The sequence below is a fragment of the Undibacterium sp. YM2 genome, assembly GCF_009937975.1.
GTDB lineage: Bacteria > Pseudomonadota > Gammaproteobacteria > Burkholderiales > Burkholderiaceae_D > Undibacterium.
This window is the reverse complement of sequence record NZ_AP018441.1, coordinates 6,267,322-6,289,298: the sequence shown is the minus strand read 5'-3', so window position 1 is coordinate 6,289,298 and position 21,977 is coordinate 6,267,322. Positions and strand designations below refer to the sequence as shown.

Below are 21,977 nucleotides of genomic sequence, written 5' to 3'. Positions count from 1 at the left end.
TGTCTATACTGATTTCTCATTTTGAAGCGCAATTCGGTACTCTTCCAATTTGGCATGGTAGTCAGCAGCATCCCCATATGCCAGGAAACGTGCATAACGCGCATGGGAACCAAGTAATTTTTGCGCATGCTTGATGGGACAGAAATATTGCTCCGTCCTGGCTGCGATTTCGCTGACATAGGCGAGTAGACCATTAGCGTAACTGCAGTAAACGCAGTGAAACCGCTCAAAGAAATTCAGGTATTGCAAATGCTGTCTGTCGAAGCTGATGTAGTCTGCGCGTCGCACCTTCTCAATTTTATATATAGGAAAGCATATTAATTGATACAGGCTGACATACATGTCAAGGAAGACAATAGGGAATATAAGCCCATAAATCAGCGGTCCGGTTAGAAAATTCTGAGGCCGGTCAACCACTATCCAACGGAAGACATTCAACTTCAGCTTGCGATGTGCGGCGCGAATGGAGCCGGTAAACTTAACTCGTTTACCATTGAAATGGTATAGAAGCTCTGACTCTTTCTCGTCCAGAGCCGATTTCAACTCTCCTTCAAGGGCGGTGATTTGCCTAAGGATTTCCCGAATTCTTTTGCCCATGATCACTCCACGAAATTTCAAGCTTTGGAACTGGATATCACCAGAGATCAATATACGGAAACGAGGGCGTGTTAACAGTCAATGAGAGATTTCTTTGATTATTATCAAATCTTAATTCTCCTCAATAATGAAATTGGCTATGAATATACTTGCGGCAAAGGTGTCAATCCAGCATTTCTTGAACTCACTTTATCAATTGGGATGAGATGCGATCCAGGCAACAAGAGGCATCTCCAAAATACCTCCCCGCTCTCTGTTTAGCCTGCAGCGACCTGTTGCACCAGCGCCATGGCAAATTTGCCGTTGCCTGTGGACCAGTCAGAATAATCGTTTTCATGCATGAAAATGAAAACATCGGCCTTAGCCACGCCCGCATTTACTGCCAGGTTTTCTGCAATGTGGGCATACAAATCCCGTTTCATGGCGTCGCTGCGACCGCGCCTGAGGCTGATGTCGATGACCACCAGTTTGTCTGAACGCGTAACGCCGTTGAAGCTGCGGCTATAAAAAAAATCTTCGGCCTCATAGCTGCTGACAAGATTGAATAATTCGTCTTGCGGCATGCCTATGCTGCTGACCAGTGCCTGGTGTATGCCTTCGACGATAGCCTGGCGTTGTTGCTGGCTGGTGCTTTTGCTGACATGGGTGCGGATGAATGGCATGTGATATTTCCTAAAAATGAATTTGATTGAAATTTGAAGTTGCAAATTTCATTCTCAGCTAATTCATATTCAAAGAAAATCGATATTCACTCGCTCGTATGTGCGATAAACTCACATAATGAAACGTCGCCTGCCTCCCTTGAATGCACTCCGCGCCTTTGAAGCCGCCGCCAGGCTGGGGCGCATGACCACCGCTGCCGATGAGCTGGCGGTGACACCCGGTGCCATCAGCCGTCAGGTCCAGCAATTGGAACAAAGCCTGGGGACGGTCTTGTTTGAAGGCTCCAAGAACCGCCCGCAACTGAGCGCCATGGGCAGGCAATTGCTGCCCGCGCTGACTGCTGCTTTTGACCAGATCGATGTTGCCGTGAACGCGGTGCGCAGTGACAATAGCGGCACGCTGGATGTTTGCTGTTTCAACACTTTCACGTTGAAATGGCTGATACCACGTTTGTATGATTTCAATTCCAGATATCCCGATATTGATGTCAGGCTCAGTTCCACTGACCGTCGCCCCTACGCCACAACTGACACCGAGCAAGAGCGCTATGACCTGGTGATCAGTGTCGACGAAGCTGGTGAAGAATCAGATGATAGCGACAGGATCTTGCCACTGTTTCAGGAATGGCTGGGGCCGGTACTTGCACCCACGCTGGCTGCCAGCATCAGGATAGCGACAGCAAATGACCTGAACGGAAAAGCCCTATTGCATACACGCACCAGGGCAAATGCCTGGCAAATGTGGGGGCTGGCGGCTGGTTGCGCGGCACCTGTGGCAGAGGGCAGGGAATTCGAGCACTATTACTTTACCCTGGAGGCCGCGATAGCAGGCCTGGGTATCTGCATTGCTCCCTGGCATCTGGTAATAGACGATATACGCAGCGGCAGGCTGATCGCGCCACTGGGTTTCAGTGCCAGCACTTATCGCTATGTCGCACGGCGCAGCCGCAAGCAAGATAAAAAACTGGACCTGTTTTGTCACTGGCTGCAAAGCCTGGCAGCGCTGAGCCCTTTGCCGGGTGACAAGCTGGAATAAACATTATTTTTAAATAATTGCATCCAAAACCAAATCTCCTGCGTAAGAACAGTGCCCGTAAAGTTTTTTAAATTTCGACGGTCATTTTTCCTACACTTCAGGAGTTGGTCATGAGACAAGTAACATCGAAGTTCAATCAAAAAATCCTGCTCGCACTGGTCACGGCAGGTAGCCTGAGTGGCATCGCCTCGCTGCCAGCGCAGGCTTCCAGCCACCGCGAAGCACCGTTTATTACCCGCCACCCCAAAGTCGATGCTGCCGACTTTTATATGTTCCGCAGTTATGAAGCCAACCGCGCTGCTTTTACGACACTGATTGCCAATTATTCGCCCCTGCAGGATTCTTATGGCGGCCCAAATTATTTCTCCATGGATCCGGATGCGCTGTATGAAATCCATATCGACAATGTCGGTGATGGCAAAGAACATCTGACTTTCCAGTTCCGCTTCACCAATACCAATAATGATGCGCAGTTTACTGTTGGCGGCAAGAAAGTCTCCATCCCGCTGGTCATCAATGGTGGTGCCATTGACGGTGTGAACCCCGCCGGTTTGAATGTGCGTGAAACTTATACCGTCACCATGGTCACAGGCGACCGCCGCACTGGCACCCGTCAGGCAATAACCAACGCCAACACCGGTTCTACTACCTTTGACAAACCGGTTGATTACATCGGTAACAAGTCGATTCCTGACTACGCCAGCTATGCTGCAAAGCATGTGTTTTCCGTCAATATTCCTGGTTGCACAACGCCGGGCAAAGTGTTTGTCGGCCAGCGTAAAGACCCCTTCGTGGTCAACCTCGGTGAAACTTTTGACCTGATCAATATCAAGGCACCTGCCACTGCATTTGATCCGAATGCCGAGAAAGCCGGTCATGATGACCTGGCCATGAAAAACGTCACCGCCATAGAAATGGAAGTACCCACCAGTTGCCTGACCAATGGCAAGGAAGCCGTCATCGGTGGCTGGACGACAGCCAGCTTGCGCCAGGGCCGTGCGATTAACCCGACCCCAAGCAGCACAGGTGCGGCATCGAAGGAAGGTGGCGCATGGACGCAGGTATCACGTCTGGGCATGCCATTGGTGAATGAAGTCGTGATTGGTCTCAAGGACAAGGACCAGTTCAACCACAGCAAACCTAGTGGCGATGCGCAATTCATCAACTATGTGACCAACCCTACCCTGCCTGCACTGGTAGAAGTCTTGTTTGGCAGCGCTGGCGTCAAGGCACCCACCAACTTCCCGCGTAACGATCTGGTCGCTGCTTTCCTGACCGGTATCAAGGGCGTCAATCAGCCAGCAACGGTCACACCATCTGAAATGTTGCGCCTGAATACGACTACGCCGGTCAGCGCATCACAAAACCGCCTGGGTGTCATCGCTGGTGACAGCGCTGGTTTCCCTAATGGTCGCCGCCCTGGTGATGACGTGGTGGATATCGCCTTGCGTGTAGTCATGGGGCGCTTGTGCACACTCAGCATAGGTTGCGTACCTGCGGACGCACCAGCCGGCAGCATCGATTTCACAGACGGCGCGTACCTGGACAGCAGCTTCTTCGACAATGCCTTCCCTTACCTGAAAACCCCTGTGGCTGGCGCACTGAAACGCTAATCGTTTCGGTCATTTTGCACACCATACTCAAGGAGTAATCATGAAAGCAAGACATACTTATCTGATCGCTGGCACGTTGCTGACGCTCATGCTGGCAGGCTGTGGCGGTAGTTCCAGCCCCGCAACCAGTACCACGACTCCCGGTACTGGCACTGGAACAGGGACGACCACACCGACGGTCATCGATACCTTCACACAATATGTGCTGAACCTGTTCGGTGCAGCGGATACGGCAGAACCGCAATCCATCGATGCAGCAGTCGTCACAGCGCCGGAAGCCACTGAACCTGTCAGTGTCAACTAGACAGATCGTGGTAGCCAACTGAAGTTGCGGGCTCAGGACATGTTATTTTCTGCATGTCCTGAGCCCGCCGATGATTTTTTGAGATACACAAAAATATGCACCTGCCTCGCTTTTTATCTGCGCTGTTGATCATGTTCCGCCTTGCCTTTGAAGCGCAGGCAACACCATTTATTCCCAGCAATGGAAAACAGGTGCTGGAACAACTGCCATCGCGCACAGACCCGGCACAACGTGCCTTTGCCGAATTGCGCAAACGGCTGGCAGCAAAACCTACTGACGCTGCGATTGCCAGCGAACTGGCACAAGCCTATATCAATGCCGCCCGCAATGACGGTGACCCGCGTTATCTGGGCTATGCACAGGCAGTCTTGAAACCCTGGTGGAGTTTGCCAAATCCCCCTATCAGCGTACTGGTATTGCGTGCCACCATACTGCAAAGCACACATCAATTTCCTGAAGCCCTGCTCGACCTGAACAATGTCTTGAAACAGGACAGGGGCAATGCCCAGGCCTGGCTGACGCGCGCCACGGTCTTGCAGGTACAGGGCCAGTTTGCCCAGGCCAAAGCCACTTGCATGCACCTTTATCCCCTCGCACCTGAACTGGTCACCTTGACCTGTTTGCATAATGTCGGCAGCCTCAATGGTGACGCTGCCAACAGTTATGCGACACTTGCCAGTGCCTATAAAAAATATGAAAAAAATGCAGATAGCGATGCAGGGACAAAAATCTGGGTCACGACCTTGCTGGCAGAAATGGCTGCCAGACTGGGCGATATCAAAGCCGCTGAATCCTGGTACCAGACGGCTCTGACACTGGCGTCACCAGACAGTTATCTGCTGGGTTCTTATGCAGATTTTTTACTGGATCAGCAAAGATCTGCTGAAGTCGTCAAACTATTGAAAGACAAAACCAGGGTCGATGCATTATTGCTGCGTTATGCGCTGGCCTTGCAAGCGCAAAAATCGCCGCTTGCTGCTGGACAAATCAGCTTGCTCGATCAGCGTTTTGAAGCTGCCATGCTGCGTGGCGACACTGTGCACCAGCGCGAGCAGGCACGCTATGAATTGCATTTAAAAAACCACCCGGCCATCGCCCTGAAACTGGCGCAACTGAACTGGGCCATACAAAAAGAAACTGCAGACTTGCGTATCTTGCTGGAAGCCGCCGCTGCACATGAACCCCAGGCTGCTGCACCAGCACTGGCATGGCTGAAGCAAAATAAACTGCAGGACCTGACACTCAAACCTGTGCTCGCCAGACTGGGAGCTAACTCATGACGTTCATCATCAAGCGCTTGCTTGCACGCAGTTTTATTCTGGCACTGCTGTTCAGTATGTTCAGCTTGCCTGCCCATGCGCACAAGCCCAGCGACAGTTACCTGACCCTGCGTGCCGACCAGACTGGCATTCACGGTCAATGGGATATCGCCTTGCGCGATCTCGATTTTGCCATAGGCCTGGATGAAGACGGCAATGGCGAACTGACCTGGGATGAAGTACGCAGCAAGCATGCTGACATCGCCGCCTATGCACTGGCGAGGTTGAAGATCACTGCAGGTGACAAGCCATGCCCGCTGAATGCCGGGCAGCAACTGATAGACCAGCATAGCGACGGTGCCTATACCGTATTGATGTTCGACAGCAGCTGCAATGCTGAAAAAATCAAAGTGCAGTACCAGTTATTTTTTGACCTGGATACCCAGCACAAGGGCTTGCTGCGCCTGGTGAACCAGAAGGATGTAACAAGCACCGCGATCTTCAGCCCCGAACAGGCCAGCCAGGAATTTGTCGTGGCCGAAGTCAACAAGTGGCAGCAATTCAACGATTATATTTTTCATGGCATCTGGCATATCTGGATAGGTTTTGACCACATCCTGTTTTTATTATCCTTGTTACTGCCTGCCGTACTGGTGCTAAAAGCAGGTAAATGGCAAGCTGCCAGCAGCTTTAAAGCAGCGACCATTGATGTCTTGAAAATAGTCACGGCATTTACGGTTGCCCATTCAATTACCCTGACACTGGCTGCGCTGAATGTGCTGGCGCTGCCATCACGGCTGGTGGAGTCTGCGATTGCGGCATCCGTCATTTTGGCTGCGCTGAATAATTTGTTCCCGCTGTTCCAGGGCAGGCGCTGGCTGGTGGCATTTGCTTTTGGACTTATCCACGGCTTTGGTTTTGCCAGCGTGCTGGCCGACCTTGGCTTGCCGCAATCGGCACTGATGCTGGCACTGGTTGGCTTTAACCTGGGTGTGGAAATAGGTCAGCTGACTATCGTTGCAGGCTTTTTACCGCTGGCTTATCTACTGCGCCGCCACTGGCTATATCAGCGTGCCATCGTGCAGGTGGGTTCAGTGCTGATCATCCTGATTGCGCTGCTGTGGTTCATCGAACGCGCCTTCAACATGCGTCTGATTTCATCGTAGCGACAGGTCTGTCCCCGGCTGTTTTCTATTTATACCAATATGGTTATGAGTGTAGAAGAAAACAGCATATTTCAAATATATTGCAGTGCTAGAATAAAGCTTCTGACTCTGGTTGATTACCGGGGCTGGTGCATATAAATTCAACCGGGGATATTAATGAAAAGCAAACTGAGTCTGCTCTTGCTGGCTGCGCTGGGAGCCAATGCGGGTGCGCAGGAAAATCTGAACTATCAAAAACCGCCACAAGCGATACTGGAGCTCGCTGACTTCCAGCGTGCACCTGTCGTGAGCATGGATAGTCACAGAAAGATGCTGCTGCTCAGTTATCGCAATACCTATAAATCACTGAATGATCTGAGCCAGACTGAAATGCGTCTGGCCGGTTTGCGCATCAATCCGGTCACCAATATTTCCAGTACGCTGACGTATGTCAATAATCTGAAGCTACGTAAAGTCGATGCGACAGATGAAGTACAGGTCAAAGGCTTGCCAGAAAACCCGCTGATCAGCCATGTCAAATGGTCGCCGAATGAAAAAAAGATTGCCTTCACCAATACCGCAGCCAAAGGTGTAGAGCTGTGGGTCATCGATGTGGAAACAGCTACGGCAAAAAAACTGACAGAAGCCAACCTGAATGCCAATCTGGGCGCGCCGTTTGACTGGTACAGGGATAGTGAAAGCCTGCTCATCAAGGTTTTGCCCAAGAACCGCCCGGCCTTGCTGGATGCCAGCAAGGATTTGCCAAGCGGCCCTATCATCTCCACATCCAGCGGTGCAGCGTCACAGAACCGCACTTATGCTGATCTCTTGAAGAACCAGAATGACGAAAGCAATTTCGTTAACCTGACAACTTCTGAGCTGCACAAAGTCAGCCTGAATGGCAAGAGCAGTTTATTCAAGAAGGCTGATATGTTCGCTGAAGTCAGCTTTTCTCCTGACGGCAAATACCTGCAGATCAGTACCATACAAAAGCCTTTCTCTTACGTGGTTCCGCTTGATCGTTTCCCATCAAAAACCATCGTCAGCGATTTGGCTGGCAAGCAGATCAAGGTCGTTGATGAATCACCTTTGCATGAAATCATCCCCAAGGGTTTTAGTGCTGTCGCAGTTGGCAAACGGCAGCTGGACTGGCGCGCAGACAAGGCAGCCAGCCTGACTTATGTACAGGCGCTTGATGGCGGTGACCCGGCGAATAAGGCAGAGTTCCGCGATGAAGTATTTTCCTGGGATGCGCCTTTCGACAAGCCAGCTATCTCCCTGGTAAAAGTCGCGCAGCGTTATAACGGCATCGTCTGGGGCAATGACAATCTGGCGGTTGTCAGTGACGGCTGGTATGACACACGCAATACCAAGGCCTATCTGTTCAACCCGTCCAATCCGGCAGAAGCACCACGCCTGATCTCTGACCGAAATATGCAGGATATCTATTCTGACCCTGGCCGCTTTGAAACCAAATACAACCAGTATCACCGCCGTGTATTGGCGATAGAAGACAACAAGGCTTATTTGCTGGGTGCCGGTCACACCAAAAAAGGCCAGTTCCCTTTCATCGATGAACTCGATCTGGCCAGCCTGAAAAAGAACCGCCTGTATCAATCGACTTATACCGACAAGGTAGAAAACATCGTCTCGATAGAAGATGTCAAAAAAGGCGATGTGCTGGTGCAGATACAGTCGAAGACTGAATATCCGAATTATTACTTCCGTAATATCAAGGGCGGTAATCAGCTCACCCCAGTAACGCAATTCAAGAACCCATTCATGGGCTTGAAGGATGTCTCGAAAGAAGTCATCAAATACAAGCGCAAAGATGGTGTGGAATTGTCTGGCACCCTGTACTTGCCTGCCAACTACGACAAGAGCAAGAAAGACAAACTGCCTTTGCTGATCTGGGCTTACCCGGCTGAATTCAAGGACAAGAATTCAGCAGGACAAAGCAAGCACAATGAAAACCAGTTCACCTTCCCCAGCACTGCCTCATTCATTTATTGGACAGCACGCGGCTATGCAGTACTCGATGATGCGGCCTTCCCCATCATCGGTGAAGGCAAGACCGAGCCGAATGATAACTTCATCCCGCAATTGGTCGATAATGCTGAAGCGGCGATTGATGCTGTGGATGCTCTGGGTTATATAGACCGCAAGCGTGTTGCCGTGGGCGGCCATTCTTATGGTGCGTTCATGACAGCAAACCTGCTGACGCATTCAAAACTGTTTGCCTGCGGTATTGCACGCAGTGGCGCGTATAACCGTACGCTGACGCCATTTGGCTTCCAGAGTGAGCAGCGCAATTACTGGGAAAGCCCTGAGGTGTATACCAAGATGTCACCATTCATGAATGCCGACAAAATGAAGACACCGATGTTGCTGGTACATGGTGAAGCCGATAATAATCCCGGTACATTTACCCTGCAAACCGAGCGCTATTTCCAGGCCCTGAAAGGCCTGGGTGCGCCAGTACGCATGGTGATATTACCGAAAGAAAGCCATAGCTATGCAGCCAGGGAAAACATCATGCATTTGCTGTGGGAACAGGATCAGTTCCTGGAGAAGTGCCTGAAGAAATAATAAAAAATCCCGGAATATCTGTTCCGGGATTTTTTCATTGGGGATAGACCTTATCCCGATTGATAGGCAAGTTGAGCTTTGACGAAAGCAATATGGAGCAGGCATAAAAAAGGGTGCATGACAGCTCCCTTTCGCTTGCTCGGACCATTATCGGGTCTGCGTCGCGGAGTAAATAATGACAGGACTTACTGGCACATCACTCATGCCTGATGCCTGCTTGGTTGGCACCTGACGTATCCTGTCCATAACATCCAGTCCACTGACGATTTTGCCGAATACCGCATAACCTTGCGTCGCGACGCAAGATGACTGAGTACAAGAATCGAGAGCAATATTGTCGACGACGTTTATGAAAAATTGCGAGGTCGCGCTATCCAGTACAGCGCTGCGGGCCATGGCGATGGTGCCACGCAAATTGCTCAAATCATTTGCTTCAAGTTTGATCGGTAGCATAGTCGCAGCCTGCTTCAAATCGGCATCATAACCACCACCCTGTATGACAAAATTACTGATCACGCGATGAAATATCTTGTTTGTATAGAAACCGTTTTCGGTATAAGTAAGAAAATTATCCACCGTGATGGGAGCTTTGGCTGGATTTAATTCAACGACCATGTCGCCCAAGCTGGTCTTCATGGTCACTTGTGGCGGATTTGCCTGAGCGATCACGACAGGCATGGAATACAGCTTGGTACCTTTAGGAGAAATAATGCTCAACTCGGAATTACCCACGCCTACGATTTTGCACGAAAAATTCCTTTGAGTAGAGGATGTATTTCCAGTCTCTGTCAAACTCAGGCAAAAAGGCATGATGACATTTGTCTGAGCTAGATTTTCACCCGTAACGGTAATCTTCGATATTTGTCGGTACTTCAATTGATCTATCGACACCTGGCCGATACTGCCAGATACTTTCACTTCTATATGGTAGGGCAATTTCCAGGGTGAGCCTGGATGCGGCTGGTTGCATACTTCCGGGCTGTCCTTGCATAAGCGAACTTCAAGAGCGCCATCATAGACACCGATGGGCAATTTCCCTGAAACTTCCAAAGCCACGTCGTAAGCGAAGGATGACACTGCCGTCATATTGACCTTGCCCGTCGTCACACCTTTGGTGTCGATGATGCCTACATTCACCGTTCCTGAAAAAACCTTGTTAGCAGTCGCTCTGACCACTGTGACTTTGCTTTGCCCTTCGACTACGGCAACATTCAATGCTTCCGGAATGAAACTCAGACCAGGATCATTCACGACTACGCTAGCAGTGTTCGACGAACCAGAACCACCGCCTCCACATGCCGTCAACAGCAGGCCCAAAATACTCAGGCAAAATAGTTTTTTCATTACGCGACCTTTTTAGTAAAGGCAGCATTTTACTTGTGTTATCGGCTATATCCCCATCAAGCAAGGTAAAATTAATGAAACGGCATGACCAACATTAAATCAGATTTATGTACACACAATTTAATGCAGAAGTTTTGCCAAAGTATATTCCAGTGTTGAATACAGGCCGAAGTGAGATGTCCGACATTTATTTCTTTATCAGTATTGGATAATCATGAGCGCCAGAACCTGCATATTTGCTCCCACCTTAATTCTTAGCATGCTCACAGCCAATAGCCTTGCCGCGCAGCCATTTGCTATTAACACTGCAAATCTCCAGGCAGCAAAACCACATAATGAGTCGCTGATCTCTGTTACTGCCGCACCAAGTGTAGCGAAAATTGTTGCGTATACGACGGCCAATAAACCAGTTGCAAACTTGATACAAAACTTGAGCAAAGCTGGTGCAGGCAAAGTGGATTTGCTGGAAATCAAAATGGTGAATGCATGTGGGAAAAAACTCATGCGCGCTGAAATACGCTTGGAAGGAGACAATAGCAAATTGCCTGCCCAAAGCCCCGACATTACCATGATGCAAGATGGTAAGAAGTTTCGCAGTGCTGGAGAAGGTGCGGCAAAATAGCTGCAACTAATAGAAAAACAAAACCCCCTCTTCAGAACAACAGAGGGGGCTGGAATTTTTAGCCTGCACTTTTGCCTAATACAGGCAGGCTTTCAATATAAGCGAAAAGAATCAACGCTCTATCGCCAGCGCCACGCCCATACCGCCACCGATACACAAACTTGCCAGGCCTTTTTTGGCATCGCGGCGTATCATTTCATGGATCAGGCTGACCAGGATGCGGGCACCTGATGCGCCGATAGGGTGACCAATTGCAATCGCACCGCCATTGACGTTGATCTTGCTGGTATCCCAGCCCATTTCTTTATTGACGCCGATCGCCTGGGCGGCAAAGGCTTCATTGATTTCCATCAAATCCAGGTCCTGGTGAGTCCAGCCAGCTTTTTTGAGGCAGAGCTGGGCGGCAGGTACCGGGCCCATGCCCATGATGGTTGGGTCAACACCGGCAGAAGAATAGGCCTTGATACGTGCCAGCACTGGCAAACCCAGTTGCTCGGCTCTTTGGGCAGTCATCATGATGACTGCAGCGGCACCATCGTTGAGGCCGGATGCATTACCGGCAGTGACCGTACCATTCTTGTCAAATGCGGGACGCAAGGATGCCAGCGATTCCAGCGTCGTGCCATGTTTGATGAATTCATCAGTATCAAACACTGTCGTGCCTTTTTTGCTGACCAGTTCAAAAGGAATGATTTCATCCTTGAACTTGCCGGCTTTTTGCGCGGCCTCTGCCTTGTTTTGTGATGCCAGGGCAAACAGGTCTTGCTCTTCACGGGTTACGCCGTATTTCTTGGCGACGTTTTCTGCCGTGATACCCATGTGGTATTGGTTATACACATCCCACAGGCCGTCAACGATCATGGTATCGACCAGTTTGGCGTCGCCCATGCGGAAGCCATCACGTGAGCCATTCAATACATGTGGCGAAGCGCTCATGTTTTCCTGGCCGCCGGCGATGATGATGTCAGCATCGCCAGCCTTGATGGCTTGCGCTGCCAGGTGAGTAGCTTTCAAACCACTGCCGCATACCTTGTTGATGGTGAAAGCCGGTACCATGTCTGGCAATCCGGCCCTGATGACAGCCTGGCGGGCGGCATTCTGGCCTACGCCGGCAGTCAATACCTGGCCCAGGATGACTTCACTGATCAGGTCACCGCTGAGGCCGGTTTTTGCCAGCAGGGCCTTGATGACATGGGCGCCCAGGTCGGAAGCAGCGGTTTTTGCCAAAGAGCCACCAAATTTGCCTACTGCAGTACGGCCTGCAGCTACGATTACCACGTCTTGCATGTGAATTCTCCTGGTTTTGTCCCTGAGTTCAGGGGATGGTCAAATGAATGCTGCTGAATTATTGCAAATGCGCCTGCATATAGAATACATGCTCTAGCTTACCACTGCTCACGGCTGGCTGAGTTCCCGTGCTTTAAAAAAGATGGTGTTTTGCCATGTCTGCTTCTTGATCCTGCTCAAAACCATGCGCTTTATAAGTGCGCTGCGACCCTGGCCAATACCAGTTCAGCCAAAGGCGAGAGGCTACGTCTTGCCAGGCTGACCACACCAATTTCTGCCTGCATGGTTTGCCAGCCATCAGCCTTGAGCTCGATCAACTCACCGGAACTGAGTTCTTCTGCCACTGCGGCCTGAGTACACAAGAGTATTGCGTCGCTATACCTGACCACATGTTTGAGTACATAGATATTGTCGCAAGTCGTCACCAGTGGCAGGTCCTGGCCGGGCTCCAGGCCAAACGCCTTGCGCATGGCAGGCACGAAAATATCTGCCAGATACACGCTGGCATAACTGGCGCTTTGCAAGTCTTGCAGGCTCAACTTCGCTTTCAAGGTCAGTGGGTGCTCACGGCGGCAATACAGACCACCGGTTTGCCGGGTAAGAGGCCTGAGCTGTACATGCTTGTCCGGTGTCAGGCTGCGGGTGTCGGCGATGAAAAATTCCAGCTTTTCTGCCAGCAGATTTTCCATCAGGGTGTCGCTATTATTGACTTCGAGCACGGTACGCATGCGTGGGTAGGTGTTTGCCAGTTCAGTCAGTACCGCTGGCAAAAAACTGGCTGCAGGAAAAGGCCCGGCACCAAAAATGATCTGGCCACTTTCACCATCGCGTAGTTGTGCCATTTCCTGTTTGAGGTTATTTGCCGCATACAGCAAGTCACGGGCACGCGTGATCAGTTGCCTGCCCGCAGCAGTGGCTGTGGCACCAGCCTGGTCACGGTCAAACAGGCGCATGCCCAGTTCATCTTCGAGACCGGAAATGCTACGGCTCAACGCCGGCTGGCTAAGATTGAGCTTATCAGCGGCACGGGCAAAATTGCCTTGCTCTGCCAGTACGACGACGTGTTTGAGTTTTTTCAGGTTCATCAGCAGGCCATACCTTCAAGGTATCAACACGATAATTATAATGCACTGGACGTATGGGCTTAAGTGTCCGACACTGCTCAGTATCACGAACCGATCACGAGCTGATCACGAGCCGGTTAAGGGAGGGAGATATGGCAGATCAGTCAGACAATCGTTCAGGTAAAATCAGCCGCAGAAAAGTACTGGCCGCGATGGCGGGCACAGGCCTGGCGGCAGCCTTGGGCGACGTGGCCGACCGGCAGCACAGACCGCGCGACATACCCAGGGTGCCGGGAGCAATGACAGCCCAAGGTTTGCGCCAGCGGCGCCCAGATATCCTGCTGATCGTGAATGACCAGCTACGCCACTGGCAAGACTTGCCGTCTGGCCTGGGCCTGTCTGCTCATGAAATGCTGCTGGAACAAGGCACAGGCATGATGAATTTTCATGCGAACACCACGCCTTGTTCGCCTTCACGCTCGAATATGTATTTTGGCCAGCATACCCAGCACACCCACATGACTGCAAATGTCGATGCACCACCTTCTTTCCCCAATCTGGCAGATGGCTTGCCCAGCCTCGGACATTTGTTAAGGGCCCAGGCTTATTACACTGCGTATAAAGGCAAATGGCATTTAAGCCACCTGCGAGCCGACCCTGGCCTGGTATACGGCCCTTACCCCAGCACTGAAAATGCGCTTGAACCCTACGGTTTTTCTGACTACAACGCCGATGGCGATCCCCATGGTTCGACCTGGACCGGTTACCGCTATGACGGGCAAATCGCCAGCAATGCGGTGCAATGGCTGAACACGAAAGGGCGCGCCATGCGCGGCAAGCAGCCGTGGTTTCTGGCAGTGAATTTTGTGAATCCACATGATGTCATGTATGTCAGCACTGGCGATGCACAAGTGGCCAGCCGGCAGCAGCGCAATATGTTGTCGCCTTTATCGACCCCACCCACAGGCGGTGTTTACGACAAATACTGGGACCTGCCTTTGCCAGACAGTTATTACCAGGACAAATTAATCGGCAAACCCTGGGCCACCAGCTCTTACATAGAAATGTGTAACTGGCTATACGGCCATATAGATCCTAACGATGAAGCGGCCTGGCGCGCCTATCAAAGTTATTACTTCAATTGCGTGCGCGATGTTGATAGCCATGCCCTGACGGTATTGCAGGCGCTGCAAAAGCTGGGCATGGATAAGGACACCATCGTCATCTATACCTCGGACCACGGCGAAATGGCAGGTGCCCACAAGCTGCGCCAGAAGGGGCCTTTCATGTATAAGGAAAACATGCGCCTGCCCTTCATCGTGCGCCACCCCGATGTGGCGGGTGGCAAGATGACGAATGCCCTGGGTTCACATATCGACTTGGTGCCCACCATCCTTGGTATGGCTGGCGTAGATGCGCGTGCCGTTGCAGAAAAATATCCTTACCTGAAGGGTGTCGATATCAGTGCGGCCATCAGCACAACTGGCGCAACCACAGAGCGCGATAAAAAAGGCATCTTGTTCAATTACGGCATCCCCCTGTATATGGACCCGGAATTTTCACGCAAGGGGGCAAAAACCGGCAAGATATATAACAAGCTGAGCTCGCTTTTCATCGGCTTTGAAAGCGGCCAATTTTTACCTAGCCTGGAAAACCCCGCCCTGTTCCGTGGTATCCATGATGGCCGTTATAAATTTGCCCGTTATTTCAAACCTGCCGATCATCACCAGCCACGTGACTGGGAAAATCTGAGGACACGCAACCAGCTTGAGCTTTATGATACGCAAACCGACCCGAATGAAATCACCAACCTGGCCGCCAGCCCAGAACAGCACAAGGATTTGCTGCTGGACTTGAATCAGAGATTGAATACATTGATCAGCGCGGAAGTGGGCGATGATCTGGGCAGGGAATTACCGGGGCCTGCATTTTTATATCAGCAGAAGAAAAGCTAAAAAATCTGGAGGGAGACCATGCAAGAAAAAATAATACGCAAGATCCTGTATGTCAGCGGCACTGTCACCATGCTGGCGGGCCTGCAATTTATCGCGCCCACTCTGTTCCTGCAGGCATCAGGCATGCAGGTAGGTGATGTGACCGGCCTGTTCTTTGCGCGTCACTGGGGTTTGATGGCTTTTGTTGTGGGCGCACTGATTATCTATGCGGTGAAACAAACCCAGGCAAGAAGGGCAATTTTATTGGCAGCGGCAGTAGAAAAACTGGGCTTGGTGGTCATGCTGGCCATCAACTGGTCTGAACCAGCCTTACAAGGCTTACATATTGCAGCTATGTTTGATGGTGCTTGCGTGGTGCTGTATTTGATTTATTTATTGGGTAAACAACCGAATCAGCAAGCGTCAACCTGAATTCCAGCTGCCCATGAAAAAATCCCCTCATGCGAACATCAGGGGATTTTTTTACTGCAACTCAATTTACATTGAGTCTGAATCTGCAATTGCTAGATTATTTCTTTTTAGCAGTTGCTTTTTCAGCCGCTTGTGTGAACTGCTGGGTAGCCTTGGTCAGGTTTTCTTCCAGAGTTTGTACAGCTTGCTTGGTTGTTTTGGACAGTTGCTCGTAGCCTGCGTTGATGTTGCCAACAACAGATTTCAAGGCTGTAACAGCTTGTTCGGAACCAGCTGGTGCATTTTTTGTTACTTCATCGATCAGGGAAATCACTTTAGTGTTTGTTTCAGCGATGTGCGCTTCAACAGCTTTAGTGAATTCTTGCTGAGTTGCTGTAGTGATGCTTGCCAGGTGACGGCCATAAGCCAGTGCTTTTTCAGCGTTTGGCTGAGCTTGTGCTGCAGACAAAGTGAAAAATTCTTGTGGGTCTTTGGCGCTCAGCAATTGCTTGGCAGCAGCAGTACCTTCTTCCAGGCTTGCTTTAGCAGCATTGACGTTCAGGGCAAACAACTGCTCCAGACCTTCAAATGCTTTTTTGTTCAGGGAAGTCAGGGAAGCAAATTGCGCTTCCAGGTTAGCTTTAGTCGTAGCGATAAATTGTTCTGGTGTATTGGTAGTCATGTCATTCTCCGGTAAATGGAATTAAGTGGCTTAACAGCGTTAATGATCGGCAGCGCTTTCCACGAATTATTGAATGGTGCACCGCAACAAATACGATTCTACACGTAGAATTTAAAAGGTCAAGCACTTTTTGTGCATCGCACCAAAATTAGCCAAATGATATTTTCAGATATCTATCTGCTTTTCCTGAGCTTTTCCTGAGCTTTTCCTGACATTACTTACCCTGCTTACTCTTTAGGCATCTGCCTGACATGGACGTGACCCACCAATATTGCTATTTGGAAAATCTTCTCTCCAGCATCAATAAAGCCTCTTTATTCTGTAAACCACCTGCATAACCGGTCAATGCGCCATTGCTGGCGATGACCCTGTGGCAGGGAACAATGATGGATAGAGGATTACGCCCATTCGCCGCCCCCACCGCGCGCACCGCCCTGGGTCTGGCTATACCCTGTGCGAGAGCCAGATAACTGCTGGTCTGGGCAAACGGAATGCGGCGCAGTGCCGCCCATACTTCTTGCTGAAAGTCCGTGCCTGCCGATAAGTCCAGCGGCAAATCAAAATCCTGGCGCTGCCCGGCAAAATATTCCTGCAGTTGCTGGCGTGCCTGGTTCAGGATGGGATCAGACTCATCCTCCTGCCAGCCTGCGCTGCCTTTAAAGTGTTTATGGTTTTCAAAATACACGCCGCTGAGTCCACGCTCACTGGCGGCTAACAGTAATTGCCCTACCGGGCTGTTGTAGTTCAGGTATTTCATGATCTTTCCTTATTGTTGACTTAATGATTGCCACAGCAGTAAAGCTGCATACGCCCGCCACGGTGCCCAGGGCTGGGCGACAGCCAGTAATTGTTTTTCGGTCAGACGCTCGCTTGCCGGGGTTGCCGGAGTTGCCAATAATGCGGCAGCTTTTTGCAAACCCAGGTCACCTGCCGGAAAGGCATCTGAAAAACGCAGGGCGCGCATGGCAATATATTGCGCGGTCCACTCACCTATGCCTTTGACGGTCTTGAGCCTGGCTACCATCTCGTCCGAACTGGCCGCCAACTGCCTTTGCAAGCCACCATCAAGTGCAAACCGGGCAATGTTTTGCAGCGTGGCGGCGCGGGCACCGGGTATGCCTATGCCGGCCAGTTGGTCTATCGACAAGCCAACAATCGTTTGCGGGCTGGGGAAATGATGTGTGACAGCCGCAAACGGGGTAAGCACTGGCTGACCAAAGCGGTTCACCAGCCTGCCCGCTACCGTGGTAGCACCGGCCACGCTGACTTGCTGGCCCAGCACGGCACGAATGGCCAGCTCAAAACTATTGAAGGCACCGGGCACACGCATGCCGGGCGTGCGCAGGATTTGCCCGGCCAGCAGGCTATCTGTTTGCAGATGGCTCTGGATGACGGCGGGATTGGCTTCCAGGTCAAACTGCTGCCTGACCCTGGCCATCAGCGGCATGAGTACCGGGGCCAGTGAAGGTGAGACTTGCAGGCTGAGTTGCTGCTTGGCGGGCAGATGGGCGACTTTGAGCCAGCCTTCCAGCCCTTCCATCTGTACGCTGCGTACATAGGCCTTGCCGCCTTTTTCATCAATGACGGCTTCCAGCCCTGGCATGGCGCGCCCGGCAAGGTAAGTGATCACTGCGTCCCAGGCATAGGGTGGGCGGTAAGCCAGCTTCAGGCAAACGCCTTCGCCTGCGCTGTCGGCAGCACGCCGTATTGATCCCGGGGCCATCTGGTAACGTTCTGAAAACAGGGCATTGAAGCGCCTGACACTGCCAAAACCGGCAGCAAAGGCGATCTCTGCCATGCCTAGCTGAGTCTCTTGCAACAGTTTTTTGGCAAACAACAGGCGCTGGGTCTGGGCCAGTTCTACCGGTGTCACGCCAAACTCTTGCAGCATGACGCGGCGCAACTGGCGTGAAGACAGGCCAACCTGTTCAGAGAAGCTTTCTATATCGGTTTCATTCAGGGCACCATCAGCGATTCTTTGCCAGATCGCATGGGCAAGATTTTGCTGTATCGCATACGGTGCCAGCTCAGGGCGGCAACGCAGGCATGGGCGAAAACCGGCAGCCTCTGCCGCTGCTGCGCTGCTGAAAAACTCGCAGGACGATTCACGCGGCGTCTTGACGCCACACACCGGGCGGCAATACACACCGGTGGTTTTAACGCCGGTAAAAAACACCCCATCGAAACGGCTGTCCTTGGCGGCGAGGGCGCGGTAATAACATTGCTTTTGCGTCAAACCCTCACTGGCCTCAGTCAGCATCAGGCTGGTCGCATCGGGCGGCACTGCAGCCTGAGCTTTGCCCTGCATGGTAGGTATCTGCTGTTCCATAGCCGCCACTTTCTTGTGCGTAATCAATTCCGGGATAGTTAAAATTATGTACCCAATTTGCAAACTGCATTACTATCTTCAGGAATCGTTATACGCGAGTGCCAGCCACTCTTCTAGCCATTTTCGGACAAACAAATCGGGAACCATGCGCCAGGCGCTGAATTTGAATCGCAATTTACACCGCATCGTCAAGACCGCGCGCAGACATCCGCGGCTGGCGACTTGCTTACTCGGGCAATTGAGCGTGCAGGCTGCTACAGCCGGGCAAACCGGCTTGCAACTTGACGCCTGTTACCAGCGCTATCTGATACTGGAGAGGCTGGGGCAGGCACATTCCATGCAAAACGAGCTGGAACAAGGCCTGCACATCGCTGAACAACAGCAACTGACACGCCCTGCCGGGCTGATGCTGCTGGCCCTCGGTCGCATCTGTTATACCCAGGGTGCGTACCGTGACGCCCTGATGTACTGGACGCGCTGCGTCGATCTGAGCAAGTTCAACCGCGACCAGGTGACACTGGTGGAAGCGCACATAGGACTGGGACAGATTTACGATGCCCTTGGTGATGGCAAAACTGCGGCGCGTTTTCATACCGATGCCGGTAGCCTGCTGGAGCAACTGAACGAGCCCTACCTGTTGTGCAAGCAAATCATCAACCTGGGTGTCAATGAGCTCCATACTGGTGAATTGCAGGCAGCTCAAGATTGCTTTCTGAAAGCGAAAGTATTGGCTGAGCAACATGCCATCCATGAATACCTTGCTGAGACTTACTGGTATCTGGGTCAGGTCGCCAGCAAAAATGCACAACTGGAAGTCGCTGAAGCCCATATCCGCACTGCACTGGAACTCGCCGATGCCTGCAATTACGTGTGGCTGAAAGGCGCCGTGCTGGATACGCTGGCCGACATCCTGCGTGCAGCAGGGCAATTGGATGAAGCGCTGGATGCCTATGGCAAGGCCCTGAGTTATTCAGAAAAAGTCGCCTCACGCCGACAAAAAGTACGCAGTCTCGCGGCCTTGTCAGAAATCCATGAGCAGCAGGGTAACTGGCAACAGGCCCTGCACTTTGCCCGCCTGCACCAGCAAACCACGAGTGAGCTCAGTGAACTGGGGACGATGGACAAGTTCCATGAATTGCGCGCCTATGATCTATCCCACAAGTCACCGGTAGAAATCCTGCTGGAGTTGTCGTCGAACCGCTTGCTGGAAGAAGGCCAGCAAGCTGAAGTGCTGCAATTAATCGCCAATACGGCCTTGCGTATTCTGGATACCGAGCTTGCTGCAATCTTTTTGATCGATGACAACCAGGTAGGCTTGCACTGCCATGCCAGGGCAGGCAACCGCCAGGGCTGCATCAAGGCAGAAATGCCCTGCCAGAACCTGCCGCTCCTGATGCACATGCTGCAACAGGATGAAGCGCCTCTGGTCGGACATGATATGCGCCTGCATGTAGTATCTACAGAAATGCAGAAACTGCTGGGACAAGAGCAGTTGTACTCAGCACTGGAAATCCCCTTGCGCTTGCATGGCAAAAGCGTGGGGCTGATCTGCTTTGCCCATACCAGCGGGGCCAGGAACTGGTCACGTGAAGATGTCTTGTTTGGACGTCATCTGGCTAACCTGGTGCAGCAGGTGCTCAGCCATGCCGGGCATGCCCAGACCCAGAAGCAACTCGAAGCCAGGGTGCTGGAGCGCACTGCCAGCCTGCAATTGCAGACCGAACAATTGCAGCAGGCACAAAAGCATATTTACCGGCTCAGCGAGATAGGCAGGGAAATCACGTCCAGCCTGGACCGCGATACCATCATGGAGATCGTCTATCGCCACGTACATGAGTTGATGGGGGCAGAAGTATTCGCCGTAGGCCTGTACCGGCCAGAGCAGGAAACCATAGAGTTTCCCTGCAATATCCTGCGCGGCCAGCGCATGTTGCCGTATATACGCGATATCAGGGACGAGGATTTATTATCAGTATGGTGTGTCACACATCAGCAGCCCATCTTTATCAGCGATATCTATGGCGAATACCAGAACTACATCAGTGCAGCAGGCCTGAGCAAGCTGACCGTCGATAGCGCCTATTTTGCCGGTCTGGAAAAAATCATTCCCATCTCGCACATCTATGTGCCACTGATGATCAAGGGCCGCACCATAGGCTTGATCGCCATACAGAGTACGCAAAAAAAAGCCTTCCAGCGCATGCATCTGGATATTGCCATGATGCTGGCCGCCTATACCGCGATTGCGGTGGAGAATGCCGAGACTTATCAGCAATTGCTCAAAGCCCAGCAAATCCTGATTTCGCAAGAAAAACTGGCGGCACTGGGTTCACTGGTGGCGGGTATCGCCCATGAATTGAACACACCCATAGGCAATAGCCTGCTGACCGCGACCACCTTGCAAGAACAATCAGTACTGTTTTTACGCAAGCTGACAGAAAACACGGTAAAACGTTCTGACCTGAACCAGTTCACGGCCACCATCAATAATGCCAATGAATTATTGCTGCGTAACCTTATGAGCGCGAGTGACCTGGTCAGCAGTTTCAAGCAAGTCTCGGTAGATCAAACCAGCCAGAAGCGCAGGCTGTTCAACTTGCGCAAGACTACCCTGGAAGTCATACGCACCCTGCACAACCTGATACACAAGCATGGTCATACGCTGGACATTGATATTCCTGATGACATAGAGCTCAACAGCTTTCCCGGCCCTTATGGACAGGTGTTGACTAATTTCATCAACAATGCCATCCTGCACGCCTTTGAAAACCGCGAAAATGGCAAGATGCTGTTGCGCGCCCACAAGACGCCGGACAATCAGGTGCAAATCATCTTCAGTGACAATGGCAAGGGTATAGAGGCTCAGGATTTGCGCAGGATATTTGACCCCTTCTTCACTACCAAGCTGGGCCAGGGTGGCAGCGGGCTGGGGCTCAGCATAGTCCACAACCTGGTGACCACCATCATGCATGGCAGCATCGCTGTCGATAGCGCACCCGGCATGGGCACGCGGTTTACCTTGAACCTGCCTCTGAATCCCTGAACCCCGGCCAGGTACCCTGACTGCTGCAAGACACCATACCGTCATGGTGTTTTGGG

The 21,977-nt window shown here is 51.6% G+C and carries 18 protein-coding genes; 10 read left to right on the top strand and 8 right to left on the bottom strand.

The features are described from left to right. Positions 1-3: 3 nt before the first annotated feature. Entirely contained in the window at positions 4-597 is a 594-nt protein-coding gene (locus tag UNDYM_RS28855; RefSeq protein ID WP_162044242.1) for a hypothetical protein, read from the bottom strand. Positions 598-854: 257 nt separating this feature from the next. Further along, entirely contained in the window at positions 855-1,259 is a 405-nt protein-coding gene (locus UNDYM_RS28850) for a tautomerase family protein (RefSeq protein ID WP_162044241.1), read from the bottom strand. A 118-nt stretch (positions 1,260-1,377) separates the two neighbouring features. Here UNDYM_RS28850 and UNDYM_RS28845 point away from each other — a divergent pair, with 118 nt between their 5' ends. From UNDYM_RS28845 to UNDYM_RS28820, 6 genes are all read left to right on the top strand, one after another. Further along, positions 1,378-2,295: a LysR substrate-binding domain-containing protein gene (locus UNDYM_RS28845; RefSeq protein WP_162044240.1), complete on the top strand. Its 918-nt coding sequence runs from the start codon at positions 1,378-1,380 to the stop codon at positions 2,293-2,295. Between the two features lie 110 nt (positions 2,296-2,405). Continuing rightward, the gene (locus UNDYM_RS28840) at positions 2,406-3,908 is read left to right on the top strand and encodes a DUF4331 domain-containing protein (RefSeq protein WP_162044239.1); all 1,503 of its coding nucleotides are present in this window, start codon (positions 2,406-2,408) and stop codon (positions 3,906-3,908) included. A 40-nt stretch (positions 3,909-3,948) separates the two neighbouring features. Continuing rightward, on the top strand, positions 3,949-4,212 hold the full coding sequence (locus UNDYM_RS28835) for a hypothetical protein (protein ID WP_162044238.1): 264 nt from the start codon (positions 3,949-3,951) through the stop codon (positions 4,210-4,212). A gap of 95 nt (positions 4,213-4,307) precedes the next feature. After that, positions 4,308-5,492 (top strand): lipopolysaccharide assembly protein LapB, encoded by a 1,185-nt coding sequence (locus UNDYM_RS28830; RefSeq protein ID WP_232063638.1) that lies wholly within the window; start codon positions 4,308-4,310, stop codon positions 5,490-5,492. Then, positions 5,489-6,637, top strand: coding sequence for a HupE/UreJ family protein (locus UNDYM_RS28825; protein ID WP_162044237.1), 1,149 nt, complete (start codon positions 5,489-5,491; stop codon positions 6,635-6,637). Before UNDYM_RS28830 ends, UNDYM_RS28825 begins: the two co-directional genes overlap by 4 nt. A 156-nt stretch (positions 6,638-6,793) precedes the next feature. Next, positions 6,794-9,205 (top strand): S9 family peptidase, encoded by a 2,412-nt coding sequence (locus UNDYM_RS28820; protein WP_162044236.1) that lies wholly within the window; start codon positions 6,794-6,796, stop codon positions 9,203-9,205. Positions 9,206-9,352: 147 nt separating this feature from the next. Here UNDYM_RS28820 and UNDYM_RS30925 read toward each other — a convergent pair whose 3' ends face one another. Next, positions 9,353-10,549 (bottom strand): peptidylprolyl isomerase, encoded by a 1,197-nt coding sequence (locus tag UNDYM_RS30925; protein WP_232063637.1) that lies wholly within the window; start codon positions 10,547-10,549, stop codon positions 9,353-9,355. A gap of 214 nt (positions 10,550-10,763) precedes the next feature. Between UNDYM_RS30925 and UNDYM_RS28810 the strand changes: the two genes are divergently transcribed. Continuing rightward, positions 10,764-11,171 (top strand): hypothetical protein, encoded by a 408-nt coding sequence (locus UNDYM_RS28810; protein WP_162044235.1) that lies wholly within the window; start codon positions 10,764-10,766, stop codon positions 11,169-11,171. A gap of 111 nt (positions 11,172-11,282) precedes the next feature. Here UNDYM_RS28810 and UNDYM_RS28805 read toward each other — a convergent pair whose 3' ends face one another. Together UNDYM_RS28805 and UNDYM_RS28800 are read right to left on the bottom strand one after the other, a co-directional pair. Further along, positions 11,283-12,458 (bottom strand): acetyl-CoA C-acetyltransferase, encoded by a 1,176-nt coding sequence (locus tag UNDYM_RS28805; protein ID WP_110254571.1) that lies wholly within the window; start codon positions 12,456-12,458, stop codon positions 11,283-11,285. A gap of 191 nt (positions 12,459-12,649) precedes the next feature. Further along, positions 12,650-13,543 carry a LysR family transcriptional regulator gene (locus tag UNDYM_RS28800; RefSeq protein WP_162044234.1) on the bottom strand — a complete coding sequence of 298 codons (894 nt, stop codon included), beginning with the start codon at positions 13,541-13,543 and terminating at the stop codon, positions 12,650-12,652. 131 nt (positions 13,544-13,674) lie between these two features. Between UNDYM_RS28800 and UNDYM_RS28795 the strand changes: the two genes are divergently transcribed. Together UNDYM_RS28795 and UNDYM_RS28790 are read left to right on the top strand one after the other, a co-directional pair. Continuing rightward, complete coding sequence (locus UNDYM_RS28795; RefSeq protein WP_162044233.1) at positions 13,675-15,477, top strand: sulfatase-like hydrolase/transferase; 1,803 nt, start codon at positions 13,675-13,677, stop codon at positions 15,475-15,477. 18 nt (positions 15,478-15,495) lie between these two features. Further along, positions 15,496-15,888 carry a hypothetical protein gene (locus UNDYM_RS28790; RefSeq protein ID WP_162044232.1) on the top strand — a complete coding sequence of 131 codons (393 nt, stop codon included), beginning with the start codon at positions 15,496-15,498 and terminating at the stop codon, positions 15,886-15,888. A gap of 97 nt (positions 15,889-15,985) precedes the next feature. On the opposite strand, the gene UNDYM_RS28785 is transcribed toward UNDYM_RS28790, so the two are convergent. The 3 genes from UNDYM_RS28785 to UNDYM_RS28775 form a co-directional block, all read right to left on the bottom strand. Then, on the bottom strand, positions 15,986-16,549 hold the full coding sequence (locus UNDYM_RS28785) for a phasin family protein (RefSeq protein ID WP_162044231.1): 564 nt from the start codon (positions 16,547-16,549) through the stop codon (positions 15,986-15,988). A gap of 274 nt (positions 16,550-16,823) precedes the next feature. After that, positions 16,824-17,306, bottom strand: a complete 483-nt coding sequence (locus tag UNDYM_RS28780) for a methylated-DNA--[protein]-cysteine S-methyltransferase (RefSeq protein WP_162044230.1) — start codon at positions 17,304-17,306, stop codon at positions 16,824-16,826. Positions 17,307-17,315: 9 nt separating this feature from the next. Continuing rightward, positions 17,316-18,878: a DNA-3-methyladenine glycosylase 2 family protein gene (locus UNDYM_RS28775; protein WP_232063636.1), complete on the bottom strand. Its 1,563-nt coding sequence runs from the start codon at positions 18,876-18,878 to the stop codon at positions 17,316-17,318. A gap of 163 nt (positions 18,879-19,041) precedes the next feature. On the opposite strand from UNDYM_RS28775, the gene UNDYM_RS28770 reads away from it, so the two are divergent. Further along, positions 19,042-21,921, top strand: a complete 2,880-nt coding sequence (locus UNDYM_RS28770) for an ATP-binding protein (protein WP_162044229.1) — start codon at positions 19,042-19,044, stop codon at positions 21,919-21,921. Positions 21,922-21,977: the final 56 nt, after the last annotated feature.

Coding starts and splice junctions, on each gene's coding strand:
- UNDYM_RS28850 (WP_162044241.1), bottom strand. CDS start 1,259: ATGCCATTCATCCGCACCCATGTCAGCAAAAGCACCAGCCAGCAACAA.
- UNDYM_RS28835 (WP_162044238.1), top strand. CDS start 3,949: ATGAAAGCAAGACATACTTATCTGATCGCTGGCACGTTGCTGACGCTC.
- UNDYM_RS28790 (WP_162044232.1), top strand. CDS start 15,496: ATGCAAGAAAAAATAATACGCAAGATCCTGTATGTCAGCGGCACTGTC.
- UNDYM_RS28800 (WP_162044234.1), bottom strand. CDS start 13,543: ATGAACCTGAAAAAACTCAAACACGTCGTCGTACTGGCAGAGCAAGGC.
- UNDYM_RS28780 (WP_162044230.1), bottom strand. CDS start 17,306: ATGAAATACCTGAACTACAACAGCCCGGTAGGGCAATTACTGTTAGCC.
- UNDYM_RS28825 (WP_162044237.1), top strand. CDS start 5,489: ATGACGTTCATCATCAAGCGCTTGCTTGCACGCAGTTTTATTCTGGCA.
- UNDYM_RS28830 (WP_232063638.1), top strand. CDS start 4,308: ATGCACCTGCCTCGCTTTTTATCTGCGCTGTTGATCATGTTCCGCCTT.
- UNDYM_RS28845 (WP_162044240.1), top strand. CDS start 1,378: ATGAAACGTCGCCTGCCTCCCTTGAATGCACTCCGCGCCTTTGAAGCC.
- UNDYM_RS28820 (WP_162044236.1), top strand. CDS start 6,794: ATGAAAAGCAAACTGAGTCTGCTCTTGCTGGCTGCGCTGGGAGCCAAT.
- UNDYM_RS28775 (WP_232063636.1), bottom strand. CDS start 18,878: ATGGAACAGCAGATACCTACCATGCAGGGCAAAGCTCAGGCTGCAGTG.
- UNDYM_RS30925 (WP_232063637.1), bottom strand. CDS start 10,549: ATGAAAAAACTATTTTGCCTGAGTATTTTGGGCCTGCTGTTGACGGCA.
- UNDYM_RS28785 (WP_162044231.1), bottom strand. CDS start 16,549: ATGACTACCAATACACCAGAACAATTTATCGCTACGACTAAAGCTAAC.
- UNDYM_RS28840 (WP_162044239.1), top strand. CDS start 2,406: ATGAGACAAGTAACATCGAAGTTCAATCAAAAAATCCTGCTCGCACTG.
- UNDYM_RS28810 (WP_162044235.1), top strand. CDS start 10,764: ATGAGCGCCAGAACCTGCATATTTGCTCCCACCTTAATTCTTAGCATG.
- UNDYM_RS28795 (WP_162044233.1), top strand. CDS start 13,675: ATGGCAGATCAGTCAGACAATCGTTCAGGTAAAATCAGCCGCAGAAAA.
- UNDYM_RS28855 (WP_162044242.1), bottom strand. CDS start 597: ATGGGCAAAAGAATTCGGGAAATCCTTAGGCAAATCACCGCCCTTGAA.
- UNDYM_RS28805 (WP_110254571.1), bottom strand. CDS start 12,458: ATGCAAGACGTGGTAATCGTAGCTGCAGGCCGTACTGCAGTAGGCAAA.